General features: G+C 51.2%; 14 protein-coding genes and 1 pseudogene. 3 read left to right on the forward strand and 12 right to left on the reverse strand.

Translation table 11 applies throughout. The features are described 5' to 3' along the window. Positions 1-6 precede the first annotated feature (6 nt). From dctP to ACFFIY_RS03165, 7 genes are all read right to left on the reverse strand, one after another. The gene (gene dctP, locus ACFFIY_RS03135; RefSeq protein ID WP_052455725.1) at positions 7-1,086 is read right to left on the reverse strand and encodes a TRAP transporter substrate-binding protein DctP; all 1,080 of its coding nucleotides are present in this window, start codon (positions 1,084-1,086) and stop codon (positions 7-9) included. 250 nt (positions 1,087-1,336) lie between these two features. Beyond that, entirely contained in the window at positions 1,337-1,816 is a 480-nt protein-coding gene (locus ACFFIY_RS03140; protein ID WP_354197851.1) for a pyridoxamine 5'-phosphate oxidase family protein, read from the reverse strand. Positions 1,817-2,110: 294 nt separating this feature from the next. Further along, entirely contained in the window at positions 2,111-3,478 is a 1,368-nt protein-coding gene (locus ACFFIY_RS03145) for an SEC-C metal-binding domain-containing protein (protein WP_354197849.1), read from the reverse strand. Between the two features lie 305 nt (positions 3,479-3,783). After that, the gene (locus tag ACFFIY_RS03150) at positions 3,784-4,062 is read right to left on the reverse strand and encodes a hypothetical protein (RefSeq protein ID WP_040226866.1); all 279 of its coding nucleotides are present in this window, start codon (positions 4,060-4,062) and stop codon (positions 3,784-3,786) included. 82 nt (positions 4,063-4,144) lie between these two features. Next, positions 4,145-4,606 carry a hypothetical protein gene (locus ACFFIY_RS03155; protein WP_376837175.1) on the reverse strand — a complete coding sequence of 154 codons (462 nt, stop codon included), beginning with the start codon at positions 4,604-4,606 and terminating at the stop codon, positions 4,145-4,147. A gap of 60 nt (positions 4,607-4,666) precedes the next feature. Further along, positions 4,667-5,200, reverse strand: a complete 534-nt coding sequence (locus ACFFIY_RS03160; RefSeq protein ID WP_354197845.1) for a DUF1643 domain-containing protein — start codon at positions 5,198-5,200, stop codon at positions 4,667-4,669. A gap of 187 nt (positions 5,201-5,387) precedes the next feature. Then, positions 5,388-5,624, reverse strand: coding sequence for a hypothetical protein (locus ACFFIY_RS03165; protein WP_354197843.1), 237 nt, complete (start codon positions 5,622-5,624; stop codon positions 5,388-5,390). Positions 5,625-5,838: 214 nt separating this feature from the next. On the opposite strand from ACFFIY_RS03165, the gene ACFFIY_RS03170 reads away from it, so the two are divergent. Further along, positions 5,839-7,548 carry an S-layer homology domain-containing protein gene (locus ACFFIY_RS03170; RefSeq protein WP_354197841.1) on the forward strand — a complete coding sequence of 570 codons (1,710 nt, stop codon included), beginning with the start codon at positions 5,839-5,841 and terminating at the stop codon, positions 7,546-7,548. A gap of 195 nt (positions 7,549-7,743) precedes the next feature. Beyond that, positions 7,744-7,983, forward strand: coding sequence for a hypothetical protein (locus ACFFIY_RS03175; RefSeq protein ID WP_354197839.1), 240 nt, complete (start codon positions 7,744-7,746; stop codon positions 7,981-7,983). A 205-nt stretch (positions 7,984-8,188) separates the two neighbouring features. Here the strand turns inward: ACFFIY_RS03175 and ACFFIY_RS03180 are convergent, their stop codons facing one another. From ACFFIY_RS03180 to ACFFIY_RS14375, 5 genes and pseudogenes are all read right to left on the reverse strand, one after another. Continuing rightward, positions 8,189-9,418 carry an ROK family protein gene (locus tag ACFFIY_RS03180; RefSeq protein WP_376837176.1) on the reverse strand — a complete coding sequence of 410 codons (1,230 nt, stop codon included), beginning with the start codon at positions 9,416-9,418 and terminating at the stop codon, positions 8,189-8,191. Between the two features lie 131 nt (positions 9,419-9,549). Continuing rightward, a complete protein-coding gene (gene xylE, locus ACFFIY_RS03185) occupies positions 9,550-10,989 on the reverse strand; it encodes a D-xylose transporter XylE (protein ID WP_354197835.1) in 1,440 nt (479 codons plus the stop codon). Between the two features lie 143 nt (positions 10,990-11,132). Further along, positions 11,133-12,632, reverse strand: coding sequence for a xylulokinase (xylB, locus tag ACFFIY_RS03190; RefSeq protein ID WP_354197833.1), 1,500 nt, complete (start codon positions 12,630-12,632; stop codon positions 11,133-11,135). Between the two features lie 10 nt (positions 12,633-12,642). Next, complete coding sequence (gene xylA, locus ACFFIY_RS03195; RefSeq protein WP_354197831.1) at positions 12,643-13,968, reverse strand: xylose isomerase; 1,326 nt, start codon at positions 13,966-13,968, stop codon at positions 12,643-12,645. A 359-nt stretch (positions 13,969-14,327) separates the two neighbouring features. Further along, positions 14,328-14,579, reverse strand: a pseudogene (locus ACFFIY_RS14375) (IS4 family transposase); the annotation flags it as partial. Positions 14,580-14,964: 385 nt separating this feature from the next. On the opposite strand from ACFFIY_RS14375, the gene ACFFIY_RS03200 reads away from it, so the two are divergent. Next, positions 14,965-16,467, forward strand: a complete 1,503-nt coding sequence (locus ACFFIY_RS03200; protein ID WP_354197829.1) for a reverse transcriptase domain-containing protein — start codon at positions 14,965-14,967, stop codon at positions 16,465-16,467. Positions 16,468-16,779 lie beyond the last annotated feature (312 nt).

Consider the following 16,779-nt stretch of genomic DNA (forward strand, 5'->3'; position numbering starts at 1 on the left):
ACCGCCTTACTCTTCATAGCCTAGTATTTTTGCTTCTTCCGTATATCCAAGCTCTGCCAACACTTTGGCGTAGCCCTCTACGTACTCCCTGCTCAGCTCACTCTTATCTTTATAGTCATTCAACAACTCAACGCCCAGACGCCGCATTTCATCCACGTCTTCCTCAGGAAGTTGAATGAACTCGATGTTTCCGTTTTCCTCCCACTCTTTCTTCGCTTTTCGGCTTTCCACGCCGTAGGCAATAGCCGATTCGTAGCGTACCTTATCACGGGCTACATACAGTGCGGCCTTCAGGTCATCCGGGAGTTCATCCCACGCCTTCGGGTTGACGATCAATTCCTTATCCGTACTTGGGCCGACGTGCATCGCGGGTTCGATGATATATTTGGTCACCTCATCCAGGCCCATTTCCCCGTTGACGAGATAGTCGTTGTATTCAGCTGCATCCACTGTTCCCAATTGCAGACCCGTATAAATTTCCGGTGCGGAAAGAGAAATAGCCGAAGCTCCCAACTTCCCATAATACAAACTGGCAACGCCCGCCGCCCGGATGTTCTTCCCTTTGAAGTCCTCCAGTGACCGGATCGGAACTTTGGACATCAAAATCTCTTCAGGAGCATAGTCAAAAGCCCCCAGGTTCTTGATGCCGTGCTCCTCATAGGCTTTATCGATGATGGGTTTTAGCTGATCCGACCGGTAGAAGTGTTCATCAAAACCGGTGATGGGATCTCCCGGGATCGTTCCGCCGCCCAGTGCGAAGACCGGGTCCTTTCCTGTCCAAAAGCCCGTGTAAATCGCGGCCAATTCCACAACCCCGTTTTTCACCATGTCAAACGTCTCATCGTTCGGGAAAAGAACGTTTGCCCCAAATGGCTCGATCACCAGTCGACCGCCCGTGATCTCTTCCACCGCCTTTACAAACGGCACGACAGTCCCCTCATAGCGGGCAGTCCCCGGAATTTGGTGAGTCACCATCCTCCATTTATAGACCTTGCTCTCCCCATCGGGAATCGTCTGATACGGCTGGCACGCACTCAGCAATAACATGACAGCAACAACAAGCAGTCCCCACGCTTTTCTTCTCATTCATTTGCCCCCTCGATCCATTTAAACTGAATTATTTAAACAGTTCTAATTGAGATGGTATTTCACTTAAGAATCAAAGTCAATGGAATTTTCACTGTGAGTGAAATTTATGTGCGGATAGAAAACATGAAGACTTTTGATGCTTAATCCTAAATAAAGGATATTGCACGGAAGTATCTGCACCAGATTGCTCCCCAACTCACTTCCTTCCATAAAAAAAGGACTGCCCTCAACGGACAATCCACTCTCACTATTCCTTATCCAATTCCACCGTCTCATTAATCTCCGCCGACTCCGCATCCTTCCCTCTCATCCGCTTGTACATGAACGCGATGTTCTTGATCAGGCTGCCGGATTCCCAGTACTCGGCGGCCTCTGCCTCGATCTTGATCAGGATGACGTCGGGGTCGTCGTAGGTCGTCTGCATGATTTTCTCGTACGCTTTACTCCAGAGTTCCTTTTTCTTGGCGAGATCATCGACAATCTCGGCGCGGCCGCGGACGGAGACGTAGGACTTGCCGACGTAGGCGACGTTCACGTCTTTCTCATGGAGAATCTCCCGGTACTTGTCCGTCTCCTTCTTCGTGAAAAACCACAAGTCCCCGTCAAACTCCACTTCCTGCGTCTTCATCGGACGGGAGACGAGCCCCTCATCGGACACCGTTGTCAGCATCGCCGTGTCGACGTCTTTGATCAGGTCTCTGAGCGTTTCTAGTTCTTCTTGTTTCATCTGCTCACCTCATTTGGGTTATGCAGATAAGATACCCTTTCTATGATTTAATTATTCGCACCACACATGCAAGGAGAAGAGCAGTGGCGCCCTCCTCCTCATTCAATTTGAAAAATCCTTGATGGTTGGATCAATATTCGTAGGTTCAGCTACGTGGTTGTATTCCCGGAATAAAGCAAACTGAGGCGGCAAGAGCCGGAAAAGATACCCACCGAACTCATTTGGTACTCACTCGCCATCCGAAGCTACTCACTCGCCCGGTGCAACCTCCTCTGAACGGACATTCAGCTTCCGCTACCGCCCGCAACACTTCTTATACTTCTTCCCGCTCCCACAAGGACACGGCTCGTTGCGGCCGACTTTTTCCACTGTCTTGACGGAATTGGACGGACCAGCGTCACTTACCCGACTACCCGCACGCACATGGGTAGGCCGCTCCTTCTTGATCTCCTGAGGAGTATGTCCCCGGTTGGCCCAGCTGCGGCCATGGTTATACAGAGCGAAGAACAGATCGGCCAGCCTGTGGATTTCCTGTTCGTCTTTCGGGACGATTTGTCCGTGTTCCAGCAACGAAGAGAAGGCCTGTGCCGGCGGCTTGTTGATCAGGATGAGCCGGTGGGCAAAGTTCATCCAATAATCAACCTGGAACGCTTTTTTGAACAGATGCCGCCGTGCATAGGTCCGGAGTGCTTCCGCCTGAGGGGTCGGTTCGTAATAGTTTTCTTCGGCCCAGCGAAGCAGTTGACGCCGCTCCGGGACATAGTACGGCTTGCCCGATGCATCCGCTTCGAGCTCTGCCAGCCGGTTTCCGTTTCGCAGGAGGGCGTCCATGAATTTCCCTTCCCGGACGACAATCCGGCTGTCAATCAGCAACGCTGCAGGCAGGGCCACAAGTGTCAGGTTAAGAAGCTCCGACGGCCGGACCTCCGCGTGATTCTGCTCATTATAGATTTCCGCGACTTTTGCTGCCGGCACGGCTCCGTACAACCGGACCAGTGCGCGGATATAGCGAATCCACTCGCTTTGAACTTTCATCGGGACAGGCTGATGAGCATCGGGCAATTGCAGCGGCTCCCCCGCCTCGATCGGCGTCTTGCCCCGGTGCAGCCAGCTCCGGCTCCGATTGAACACGGCTGCTCCAAGCGTGATGTACTGATCCAGCTCCTCTTCGGAATGCTCTTCAAAACGGCCGAGATCCAGCCCGCGGACCAAGTTCTCAAACAATCCCCGCTCCGGATCATTCGCCGCATCTTTAACAGAAAGAAGAATATCCTCCGCCAACTCCTCATCCGCGCCCAATTGGTCAGTAAGAAACGTCTGGAGCGCTTGCACTTCCTCCGTCATCGGAATATAAAACTGATCTCCGTACCGCAGCATCTCGTCCTTCTCGGGAACGTAATACCGTTTCCCGTGAGTCCGGTCGAGATAAGTCTCAAGTTCGCCTGAATCATCGATCGACTCATACACAAACCAATTGCCGCTCGGCACGGCAAAACGCGCTATCAAAGCCGCCTCTTCCATCTCCGCAAACTTCCGGACATTTCCGCGGCTGAAGCCGATGCCTGTATGTTCCTCGAACAGCTGACCTATCTTCTCCATCGAAATAACCCCATAAAACGCCGTCGCCGCAGCGATATAATCAATCAAATCCTGCCGACTCATTTGATGCCCTCCCCGGTGATCTTTTTCTTTAGTATAAAGAGAATTGGGGGGGAATGTGAAGGTCGGTGGAGTGTTTATTCCGTTTCGCAAAAAGTCGTTTCTGGTTCTGCCATCAAAAAAGGATTGCCACCTAATTATGACAATCCAATTCACGGTTTTTATTGCCTCTATGTATTCGTTGCCAATCAGGTTAATGTCCGGGTTGGCCAGTACTATTTACTCGAATCAATGCTTGTATTCCCATATCAAGGCAAGAGGAGACGTTAATTGCGATTAGATACAAAGTCACTTGGAATAAAGCCGTCTTAATCCAGTATACTAACCTGAAAAACAACATCATCAAGCTTATTGCAGACATCTGTGAGAGAATTGTATAGACCGTCCCCAGACAATTCTCCGATATTTTCTTTCACGTCATTCAGTGCCTGAGCTACATCGGAGATACTGTTATCAAGCCCGTACCCTTTGATAGATGAAACTTCTTCGTTAAGAGAATCAATTCCCATTGTAACTTCCAACAGCCTTGAATCAACTTGATCTAACTTATCCACCATCTCTCTGAGCAATTCAACAATTTCATCCATTTTAACTTCCTCGCTTTCTTTCTCCTATTACAACGTAAATAGCAATCATATTATCTCTATTTATGAAAAGCTTTTTTCCCTTTCACCAAAACCCACAACTCTCCAACACTCCCCGCATTTCCTCCGGTCCTTCCACTTTAATCGACCGGTCTTCCTGAACCCACATGCAGACAAACCCCAACTTCTCCACCATTTGAGCAACTTTTTCGTACTCGTTTCGGATTCGGTCGATGTCGGGGTTGGCCAGTACATATATTTGCCTGGGCCCATGCTCAGTTGCGTACTTCATCAGTGTATGGATCTGCTTGGCCAGGTGAGTGACAATTTGGGCGTGGTCGAATACAATATCTGCTTCTGCTCCATTCTTCCGGGAGCCTTTAGACTCGACGAAAACTTCCAGACTCCCCTTTCTCGCCTTCACGTCCACACCGTGCTGTCTGCCGACAAGCGGAGCCTCACATTGAAATCTCCGACTTATCAAGTATTCAGCGACGGCAACGTTTACAGTGTCTTCGTCCATAAGAAACCGATCAGGATTTCTCATTAAACTGTTTAACTTTGGCATCAAATCAGATCCCCTTTCCATCCGCTCTTAACTGCTTTCTTATTCACACACCTCAAGCTCCGTATCCCGTGGAAGGAACAGCGGGTGCTTCGGCATTCCACTCGCAGTTTTTCCGAAACAGTAAGGGGTCTTTCCCGCTTCTCGGATCCAGTCTAATGCCAACCGGTATTTCCCGTTGTTTGCTCCCTCATTCCCCCATGCAACAATCACCTGATCAGCCGTCCGGATCGCTTCTTTGACACGGAGGTCATTTTCCGGACAATGAAGCTCTCCTGAATTCCAAAGTTCTTTTACATCTTTGGTCCGGTAAGAGTAAAGGTTCACCACTTCCAATGAGCCAAATCCGTGTCTCTCTGCAAAACCGACACACCGATTTAATGTCGGGTCTGGCTCCATAGCATCTGCAGTACTGGGATTTATCATGATGAACAGGCATGAGGGCTTCAAGACATCCCAAATCACATTCAGACGATATCGATGCCTTTCCGTCGAATCAAACATAACCGTAACATTTCTCCCCTTACCCCAAGTCCCTGTTTGAATCTTAATTTCCGGCTCCTCCCATACCACCATCCGCAATTCCCCCTTTGGTTTGTTGGAATCCTTTCTACAATATTACTACTACTTAGTTAATTAGTCACCATGCTACCGGTCAATCATTTCAACCAAGACCAAACCACAGTCACAAAGCACTATTACTGCTCCGCAACCAAAAAGCCGGATAGGAAACTAGCTACCCGTCCAGCCTTTTGCTTCCCTCTCACCCCTCCACCCACTCCGCCGATAACGCCCGGTCCATCTCCACCAGCACCGACTCTCCCGTTCTCCCGTCCGACACCGCCTGTCTCAATTTCCGGTCCACTCCCTCCGCTCCGAATTCCCGGATCAACTCCATCAAGTAGTCATATGCAAACAGATCCAGCGAGCCAATCCAGTCACTATAGAAAAACAGGACTCTATTCACCAGCCCCGGCTCTTTACCAAACTCCTTCCTCACGTCGCACCCTCTCCTTCCCCGTTTCCAGTGATATAGAGAAACACAGGAAAAGGTGGACACAGATCCCCATTAACGTCCCATCCGGCAGCCGCTTGTCCTACTATTATAAAATTTTCACAAATGTCTCACCGGTAATACCCCCCTCACTACCTATGTGGTATTATTTTCTGTAGCGGGATTGTGTTTCCATACTTTATTTAGGAGGTTATTCTTTTTGAAAGCAAATACATACAAAAGAGCCGCGGCAATCGCGGCAGCTTCTGCCCTCGTAGGATCGGCAGTTGTGCCGGTGGCGGCGGCTCCGATGCCAACATCCAAGAAATTCTCGGACGTACCGGCAACAAGTTCACACTATGAGTCGATCTTGGAGGCTCAGGCACTGGGAATCATGACCGGCTATAACGACTCGACGTTCAAGCCGGATCAGAAGCTGAACCGCGGAAATGTCGCGAAAGCGTTCGGCAAGTACGTGGTCGCAAAGAGCGGGATGACACTCGAGGAATACATCAAGGAGCACAATATCTCTGAGGTAAAAAACTTTGCGGACGTTCCGGACAGCTGGGCTGACAAGGAACTGGTCACTTACTCGAAGATCGTGAAAGAAGCGGGCATCTTCGAAGGATCGAACAACCAGCTGATGGCGTCCAAACTGATGCCGCGCGACCAGATTGCAGAAGTCCTCGTGCGGGCGTTCGACTTCAAGGATAAAGAAGGCAATCCGGGCATCAAAGACACAAAACAGTCCGGTTATGCCAAGTCGATCGAAATCATCTATGAAAACGGCGTCTCCAACGCCAATCCGTACCACCCGCTGAGCAAAACCAGCCGGGGGCAGTTCGCCTCGTTCCTGGTCCGTGCCTATAAAGTGTCAGAAGGACTGGATCCGAAGGAGCCACTTCCGGTACGAGTCAAGTCTGTCATTAGTCCCGACTACGCACTACCAATTACAGTTGGGATAACACCTGTACTTCCTGAGACAGTCAAAGTAATGCTGGAAGATGGAACACAAACGACCAAGGCGGTAAAGTGGGACACGAGCAATCTCATGAAGGATGAAATCGGTACATATATTCTTACCGGGACTGTAGCGGATACAGACCTGAAAGCGTCTTTTCAAGTGGACGTCAGAGAGCAGACTTATGCCGAGCCGATTACTGTTTATAAAAATGAAGATCAGAATGAAATCAGAGTGGACATCCCGTATTTGACCGATTCCGCTCTCGACCTTTCCAATTATCTGTTTAACGGCGGACCTATGCCTGCCGGATCAAAAGTGCAACTTAAAACAGGGTATATCATCATCACTTTGGGAACGGATCAAGAGGTTACCGAAGACTTTGAGTATACACTGGAGTTTACAAGAAATATCCGAAACATCGATGGCTCCATCGTGGTTAATAATGCATGGGCAGCCAATAATGGTGAAGAACCTGAAAACTTCACAATCAAGGGTACGTATGGTGATAATGTCTCCCCAACCCTGGTCTCTGCCCATTACGTCATTCCTTCTTCGGATTCTGAAATCACAGATACCCTTGAGCTGACATTCTCCGAAGAGATGGCACCTTTGTATTTTAGTACACAAGGACTTGATGAAGATCGTGACTTCGATCTGATAAATATTTTAAATGGGATAACCCGCTATAACGTCGAAAACGTTGGAGATGACCTGATTTTTAAAGCAGGCGGAACCCAGGTGAAAATTTCAGACGTAGATGTAGAAAACGGAAAAGTTTATGTCAGCATCCCACCGATGGACATCGAGCAGACTTCCACCATCACCATTGTCCCGGAAGGTCCAAACAACGAGGCGCTGGTGATTACGGATAATTCCGTTGCTAAAAACCCAGCGGTCGCTCCGGCAACGAAAGAGATTACCAAAGACAACATCATTGTTATTGAACCAACCAAACCAACAGAGTGATTTTCATGTAGGTTACAGAGTTACGACCATGAACATAAAGAAGCATGCGCTGTTTTCGCGCATGCTTCTCTTTTATTCGTTCAAGTTGATTCCTTTAGAGTACGGTCGTCAAGTCAAACAGTGGATTGAGACACCGCAGGAGATTTACACTGAAGATACCGTTTAATTAAAACCAAAGACAAAGGAGAATCCCCCATGAATCAAATCCACGGAATCGGCGAAGTGGTATCGAACGACATCACAAGAACCAACGCAAACCTTCTCGGCATCCGGGTGAAAGAAAAGACCGGCCGCTTCGCCGGCACAATTTGGTATGACCCTGCCCGGGAAGCCATTGAGTACGGGCTGTTCGGGAATATTTACGGGAAAATGAGCAAAAGCGACCAGGCAAACGCAGACAAGGATGTACTGGAAGTTCTGCGAGGGCATATTTAAAAGGAGGAGAGCGGCGTCCGCTTTCCTCCTTTTAAATATTTATTGTGCTCGAGTGGGTAGCAATTTGGCGCGAGCCGGTAGCAAACCGCCCTGAGTGGGTACCAATCTGACGCGAGTCGGTGGCAATCGGCTCCGAGTCGGTACCTTTTCCGGTTATACAGCTGTCCTGTAGCCAATTCTCCCCCTCAATCACTACCCCACACCCTCACCCAACCTTCCCCTCTCCCCCCAACCGCTCCAAAAACCCGGTAATTCGAAACGCAGCCGCTCCGACTGCGCATGAATCCCGTCCCAGCAAGGAGAATTGAATCTCTGGTGTTTCCCCTTGATGGGTGGCGAGTCTTTCGTCCAGCACCTTCTGAATAGGTTCTCTCAGCCATTCGCCGAACCGGGCGAGGCGATTTCCGATGATAACTGTCTCGGGATTGAAAGAGTGAATGATTGAAATGAGGCCGATGCCGATGGAGGCGCCGATTTTGTCGAGCGCCGCGAGGACGTGCGGGTCGCCGGTTTGGGCACGGGCCAAGATTTCCTCCAGGCGGTCGCCTTCCTCTGCTGCAGCACGCTCACCCGGAACACCGCCCGCTCCGTCCCCCGCACTGTCACTCACTCCGCTCTCCGCACTCCCACTCTCTCCCTCCCCCACTTCCCCCAGCAACGCCTTCTCCGACGCATACAGCTCCCAGCATCCATAGTTGCCGCAACGACATCTGTCCCCTGTCGCCTGGATGGTCATGTGGCCGACTTCTCCGGCGATGCCGGTTTTGCCGGAGTAGAGTTGGCCGTCGATGATGATGCCGGCGCCGATGCCGATGCCGATGGAGATGTAGACCTGGTCGGCGGCGAGTTTTCCGGCACCGTAGAGGCATTCGCCGTTTGCGCCGGCGTTGGCTTCGTTGATGATCTGGACGGGGACGCCGAATGTCCGCTCGAGCCGGGGTTTCAGTTCGACGTCGCGCCAGCCGAGGTTCGGGGCGAATAGGATTTTGCCTTCGCGGTCGACGATTCCCGGGACGCCGACGCCGATGCCGACGACGCCGTACGGGCTTTCCGGAGCTCGCCCGATCAGCTTGCGCATCATCCCTTCCAATGCCTCCACCACCCGTTCTTCTTCGCGACCCACCAACGGCACCGAGATCTCTTGGACGACCGCTCCGTTTAAATCGGTCAACACGCCGAGCAGATAGTTCACGCCGAGGTCAATCCCGACCGCGAATCCGGCCCGTTCATTGAAATAAAGCATGACGGGTTTTCGTCCGCCGCTTGATTTGCCTTCTCCGATTTCAAACACGAACGAGTCTTCGATCAGTTCGGCGACCATCGTCGAGACGGTGGCGCGGTTGAGCCCGGTTTCTTTGGAGATGTCCGCCCGTGAGATCGGGCCGTTTTGGATGATCAAGTCCAGGACGATGGACTTGTTGATTGTTTTCACCATTGCTTGGTTGCCTGTCTGGATCTGCCTCATATGGTCCTCCCCTGCTCCTACTGTTACCAACCAGAATACCACGTTTCCCACGCCGACAGAAAAAGCCGGAGAACGCACTACCCGCTCTCCGGCTCTTTCCTTCAGCTATGGCGTGCTTCACTCATGCCGCCGGAAGCCACTTCTTCTTCCTCTTCTCCCCAGAGACCTTCGAGTTCCTCGAGCGTCTTGCCTTTCGTTTCAGGCACCCACTTCAGGACGAACAAGGCGGACAGCACGCTCATCAGTCCGTAGAATCCGTACGTGAGGGCGCCGCTGAAGTCCATCATCGCCGGGTAGGTGGATGAAATGAAGAAATTGGCGGCCCACTGCGCGGCGACGGCGATCGCCATCGCCTGCCCGCGGATTTTGTTCGGGAAGATCTCTGCGAGCATGACCCAGCAGATCGGCCCCCACGACATCATGAACGACGCAGTGTAAATGATGATGAAGACGAGCGTCGAGATGCCGATCACGTGGAAAGAAGCGAGTCCCGCGACGCCGAACATGCCGACCGCCATGCCGATCGAGCCGATGATGAGGAGCGGTTTTCTCCCCCATTTCTCGACCGTCATGATTGCGATCACCGTAAAGACGACGTTGACGAGTCCCATGACGACGGTCTGAACCATCGAAGCGCTTTGCCCGGCGCCCATGCTTTCAAAGATCCGCGGCGCATAGTAGAGCGCGACGTTGATCCCGACAAACTGCTGGAAGATCGACAGCATGATGCCGACGATGATGACCGTCCGGCCGTATGAAAACAGCTTGCCGGAACGGTTCGGCGCGTTCAGCGACGCCTTGATCTCCAGCAGGATGCTTTCGGCTTTTTCTTTCGTGCCGTTCAGCTTTTGCAGCACATTGAACGCCTCGTCGTTCCGGTTGCGGGATGCGAGGAATCTCGGGGTTTCCGGCACGCAGAACAGCAGGAAGAAGAACAGCAGCGCCGGGATCGTCTCGGAGGCGAACATAAACCGCCAGCCGACGTCGTTGATCCATTCGCGGGTCTGCCCGCTCGCAATGCCCCAGTTGACGAAGTAGACGACGAGCATGCCGAAGATGACAGCGAACTGATACCACGACACGAGTTTCCCCCGGATGGCGGCCGGGGCGATTTCACCGATGTACGTCGGGGAAATCGCGGATGCGAGGCCGACGCCGATCCCGCCGAGGATCCGGTAGATGTTGAACATGACGAGCAGCCCGATCGTCGGCTCATCTTTCGTGAAGAACAGGAGCTCCGGATAAGCCGAGCCGAGTGCCGACACCGTGAACAGCAGCGCCGCGACGATGAGCGAGTTCCGGCGGCCGAGGTTGTTCGAGAACAGCCCGGACACCGCTCCCCCGATGATGCACCCGATGAGCGCACTGGAAACCGTGAACCCGTGGACGAATGAACTGAGGCCGAGACTGTCGATCAGATACTTCTGCAGCGACTGCTCCGCACCGGAAATCACCGCGGTGTCATATCCGAACAGCAGGCCGCCAAGCGTGGCGATCAGCGTAATGAACACAATGTATCTGTTGCTGTTTTGGCTTTTCATCCTAACCGGAGAATGGCGCCCCTGCACCCGGCAAAGACCATCCCCCTCTCCTCCCTTCGTGTGTTGCCTCCCGAACCGTTAAAGCGCTTTCTTTTCCCCTACAGGCGATCCCGCAGAAGATCCGTCTCCCGCGGAAATGCCGCCTACTTCCGGAACTTGGCGAGACGCCGGCTGATCGGCGCCGTCGCCGGGTACACGTCCCGGTAGATATCGAACAGCTCTTCATAAATCCCGACTGTCTCCGGATCCGGCCGGTAAACCATGTCCGGTTTCAGGAACACGTCCGCGCATTCCTTCAGCGAATCAAACCAGCCACAGCCGGCCGCGGCAAGCATCGCAGCACCCATGCCGGGCCCCTGCTCGCTTTTCAGCCTTACGACGGTCGCATCAAACACGTCTGCCTGCATCTGGAGCCATGGCGCATTTCTCGCCCCGCCCCCGACGGAGACGACGGTGTCGACCGTCTTGCCGTTTTCGCGGAACAGCCGGATCGATTCATTCAGAGAAAAAGTGATGCCTTCGAGCACCGCCCGCGTGAAATGCCGCAACCTGTGGGAAGCATCGATCCCGATAAAGCTCCCCCGGATCGACGCATCTACATGCGGCGTCCGCTCTCCGGACAAGTAAGGCGTGTACAGCAACCCGTCCGAACCGGCCGGCACCGATCCTACGTCCCGCAGCAATTCTTCAAAATAAACGCCCTCGGCGAACGTGTCGCGCAGCCAGGACAGGCTGTGCCCGGCCGACAGGGTCACGCCCATCGTGTAGTAGCTCCCGGGCGCGCCGTGGTTGAAGTAGTGGACCTTGCCCCCGAAGTCCTTGCGGGCATCTTCTTCATAAGAGAGAATGACGCCCGACGTGCCGATGCTGCAGAGCGTCTTCCCTTCCTCGAGGATGCCGGCCCCGATTGCGCCGCACGCATTATCCGCGCCTCCCGCAAACACGCGGGTGTTCGGCGAGAGTCCGGTGATCGCCGTCATTTCCGGCAGGAGCCGGCCCGTTTCATCCTGCGACTCCACGAGCGGCGGGCAAAGTGATTCGTCCAGGCCGAGCAGCCGGCACATCTCTCCGCTCCATTCGTTTTTCCGGACATCCAGCAGCAGCGTCCCCGCCGCGTCGGACAGGTCCATCTCCGCACTGCCGGTGAGCCGGTAGCGGACGTAGTCTTTCGGCAGGAGGAACATTCGCGCCTGCTCGAAAACAGCCGGTTCATGATCTTTCACCCACAACAGCTTCGGGAGGGTGAACCCTTCCATGGCGATGTTCTTCGTGATGCCGAGCAGCCGCTCCCGGCCGACCCGTTCTTCGATCTCCGTGCACTGCGCAGTCGTGCGGGTGTCGTTCCAAAGGATCGCGTTGCGGAGCACCCGCATCTCCCCGTCCAGCAGCACCAGCCCGTGCATCTGCCCGGAAAAGCTGAGCCCCTCGATCTCCTCGCGGCTGCCTCCAAAGTTCTCCGTCAGCTCGGAAAGCGCCACGATTGTCGCCCGCACCCAGTCTTCCGGATTCTGTTCACTGTAGCCCGACTTTTCCTGGATGAGCGGATAGGCGCGCGTCGCCTCGCCGACGACTTCGCCAGTCCGGTCGACGAGCAGCGCCTTCACCGCGCTCGTTCCGAGGTCAATCCCGATCACATAACCCATCGTCTTTCCCTCATTCCCCTGCGAATGTGCGCAGGAGGTACTGGTTGATCGTCGACTTGATCTGCTCGAGCCGCCCCGACCTGTTTCCGATCTCCTTCAGGCCGAGCGCATGTTCTTCGAGCGCACGGAAGTCAGCCCGTCCTTCGACGATGTCCTTGCCGATCCCTTCGGAGAAGCTCGCATACCGGTCTTCCACGACCCGCTCAAGCGCCCGGTCGTCGATCAGCTTCTGGGCAACTTTCAGCCCGGCCGCGAAGCTGTCCATCCCGAGGATATGTGCGATCAGAAGGTCATCTTTTTGGAAAGAACCCCTGCGGACCTTGGCGTCGAAGTTGAGACCGCCCCGGCCGAGTCCGCCGTTTTGGAGGATTTCATACATGGCGAGTGTCGTCGCATACAGATCGGACGGGAACTCATCGGTGTCCCATCCGAGCAGCGGGTGGCCCTGGTTCGCATCGACCGATCCGAGCATCCCGTGGATCCGCGCGTAGTGCAGCTCATGCTCGAACGTATGGCCCGCAAGCGTCGCATGGTTGGCTTCGATGTTGAACTTGAACCGGTCCTGGAGGCCGTAATGCTGGAGGAACGCATAGCCGCTCGCCACATCAAAGTCGTACTGGTGGGAAGTCGGCTCCTTCGGCTTCGGCTCGATCAGGAACTGGGCGTCAAAGCCGATTTCCTTCGCGTAGTCGACCGCCATGTGGAAGAACCGGCCAAGGTTGTCGAGTTCAAGCTTCATGTCCGTGTTGAGCAGCGTTTCATATCCTTCACGTCCGCCCCAGAACACATAGTTCTCCGCGCCCAGCTCCTTGCCGACTTCAAGACCTTTTTTCACTTTCGCCGCCGCATAGGCGAACACGTCGGCACTGTTCGACGAAGCCGCCCCGTGGACGAACCGCGGGTGGCTGAAATTGTTCACCGTGTTCCAAAGCAGCTTCGTGTCGCTGTGTTTCATGTAATCCTTGATCATGCCGACAATCACATCGAGATTCTCGTTCGACTCCCGGAGCGTCTCCCCCTCCGGCGCAATGTCCACGTCATGGAAGCAGAAGAACGGAACCCCGAGCTTCTCAAAGAACTCAAATGCCCCTTCCACACGGGCCTTCGCCAAGTCCAGGCCGGACAGATGATTCCACGGCCGGATCGCCGTGCCGGCACCGAACGGATCCGACAAATCCTCGGTGAACGTATGCCAATACGCCACGCCGAACCGCAGATGCTCCTTCATCGTCTTCCCGCCGACCATCTCGTCGGGATTGTAAAACTTGAACGCAAACGGGTTATCAGAGGTGGGCCCCTCATAAACCACCTTCGGAAGATCAGAGAAATAAGACATCGAAAAGCTCCTTTCTGAACAGACAAGTGAATTTTTACTTTGTTTAAGGTATAAACAAAGTGTATATTCTGGTGAAAGCGTTGTCAATGAAGAAAGGCATCGGATTCAATTATTCGGACAGTTTAACAAGTTAAAGAAGGGGGTTGAGGAATTGAGTACGAGTTGCACACGCTTAGAGGCAACGTTACTCAGTTTGTAAATCTTTTATCGACTCGCCCCCTTACGGGCTCCCTTGATACGATACATACATTTCAAAACGCGGCCACCTAGCATTATGCCAGGTGGCCGCGTTTTGAGGTTCTTTAATCTCTGTTGAACATCAAAAGCCGTGGAATAATCAATCACAACCACTTATATACTCAACTTTCGCATAGAGAATTTGGCAGATAGGCCCTGATATAACTGGGCAGACCGGCAATCCAATGCTGGACTTGCCTCCCGATGAGTTTTCTGGCCATGCGGTCCAAATTTTCGAGGGCACTTTCAAGAAGACGGGTCAATTCCTGCAAAGCAACGCCCCAGTCGAGTTCATCTACTTCATCACAAAGCTCATAAAACAATCCGCCAATCGTTCTTGGATCCGCTTCGCAACGGTGTTGCCACGAGAGCACATGCAGTGGATTGAACGGAGAATTCCCGTGTCGCCTTCCTGTCGCCTGTCCAATTGGTAAAGTTCTTTGAGATCGACAGATCTCCCGTCGACATGGTACTGGGTCTTTCCCTTTTTCACCATGCCAATGGCATCGATCCCTTCGGCGAGATTGAGTAAATAAGCGGGAAGTTGGAGAAAAGTTCCCTTGATTATGAAGACTTAAAGTGTCATAATTAGTGTATGTCATTAGGTGACGAACGGAAACTATATATCAAACCTCCTGGTTTGCATGATGGATTCTTTTTCTTCAAAATGGATTCTACGTGAAGACCTACTTTTAATTATAGTTTCCGTGGAAGGTCTTGCCGTAAGGCAAGACCTTTTGTTATAAGGGGGACATAAAAATGGAACTAAAGGATATTGAAAGACATATTCTTTCATTAGCAGAACGAAAAGCAACAGAATACCATAAGTATCATAATGCTATTGAGATATTGAATCAACGGGATAAACGAAGGATTTCTCCTCCTCCAATGAAAAAGATTTATGTCCCAAAGGAATGGAATGTAGATAAGAAGTATAATCCCTTTTTCGTCATTAAGCATCATAAGAAAATAGCAAAGTCAATTTTCCACAAATTAATCAACGGGACCTATAAGCCCTTCCCTCCCTATAAAAAAACCATCTCTAAAAAGGATAAAAGGAAAAGCAGAGACATTTATATCTTCCAAATTCCTGATGAAGCTATCTCTCATTACTTTTATGAAAGACTCCTAAGTAAAAATAAACACCGATTTAGTTCCTTTTCATATGCTTATCGAAATGATAGAAACGTACATTATGCAATTCAAGATATTGCTTTAGATTTAAAAGATAACCCAAGACTATTTGTAGCGGAATTTGATTTCAAAGATTTTTTCGGATCTATTAGTAAAGAATATCTAACATCTCAATTTAATAGCAACGGCTTCCTAATTAGTGATTTTGAGAAAAAAATCATTTCCTCCTTTCTCTATCATTTTGAACAAGGAATACCTCAAGGAACTTCAATTTCGCTGTTCCTCGCTAACCTTGCATGTTGGAGTTTAGACAAAAAATTAGAATCAGAAGGCTTAAGATTTGCCAGGTATGCCGATGACACGGTAATTTGGTCAAATGATTATAATAAGATTTGTAAGTCTTTCGTTTTCATTGAACAGTTTTCGAAAGAAGCCGGGATTAAAATTAACTATTCCAAGTCTGAAGGCATCAGTTTACTTTCAAAAAGTGGGCTCCCAGCTGAAATCAGCGTTAACAAAGAGGCGATTGAATTTTTGGGATACAAGTTATCATCTGATAGCATAGGTATCAAGCCTCAATCAGTAGCAAAAATTAAAAAAAATATAAGCTACATACTTTACAAAAATATGATACAGCCTTTGAAGAAACCTACTTTAGTTTCTCTTACCATCCCTAATAACGATAAGGATCCTGCATTTTTGAGTTCAGTTATGCAAATACGACGATACTTATATGGCAACCTTAATGAGCAAATGCTTCAAAACTATCTAAACGGGTCATACAAGCGTCTAAACTTCAAAGGGTTAATGAGTTTCTATCCTTTGTTAGATGATGAAGAACAAATGATTGAGTTAGACCGTTGGTTGGTCTCTACGGTCCTGCAGGTAATAAAAAAGCGCAAGGAATTACTCGATAAACGTGGCTACTCTTATAGCACAAAGCAGTTTCCGTTTACTTTAGATAGCGGCTCAATTATCGGACAGTGTCGGACTAAAAGAGTAGATGGCAAGAAAGGATTGTATGCAATTCCGAGTTTCGCAAGGATATTTAGGGCTATTCAAGAAAAAGTAATAACAGAGGGCATTGAGAAAACAATGGATCCAAAATCTAACTGGTACGATTATTAACCCGATGCGGTACTAAAGCTGCACTTATGGCTGATTATAGCCATAAGTGCAGCTTTCTTTCCTATTGCGATCTAAATACACCAGCCGGCTATTGGTTGATTAAGTTCACGGAACTTGCACCATTATTCAGAAAACAGTGTAAGCTAGTGAATGATTTGGACGAGTGGCACAGAATTCCAACCTCTAGAATCAGCAGGTTTACGAAGCGGTATCCGAGTTTCGTTCGAGCCGCCAGGCTTAATTGTGTTATTGCTAGTCTCCGATGGCCAAATGCTGACGGCATTGCCTGTCCGGAGATTGACGGATATACTG

Origin of the sequence: Bhargavaea ullalensis (assembly GCF_042432615.1) — a bacterium.
Lineage (GTDB): Bacteria > Bacillota > Bacilli > Bacillales_A > Planococcaceae > Bhargavaea > Bhargavaea ullalensis.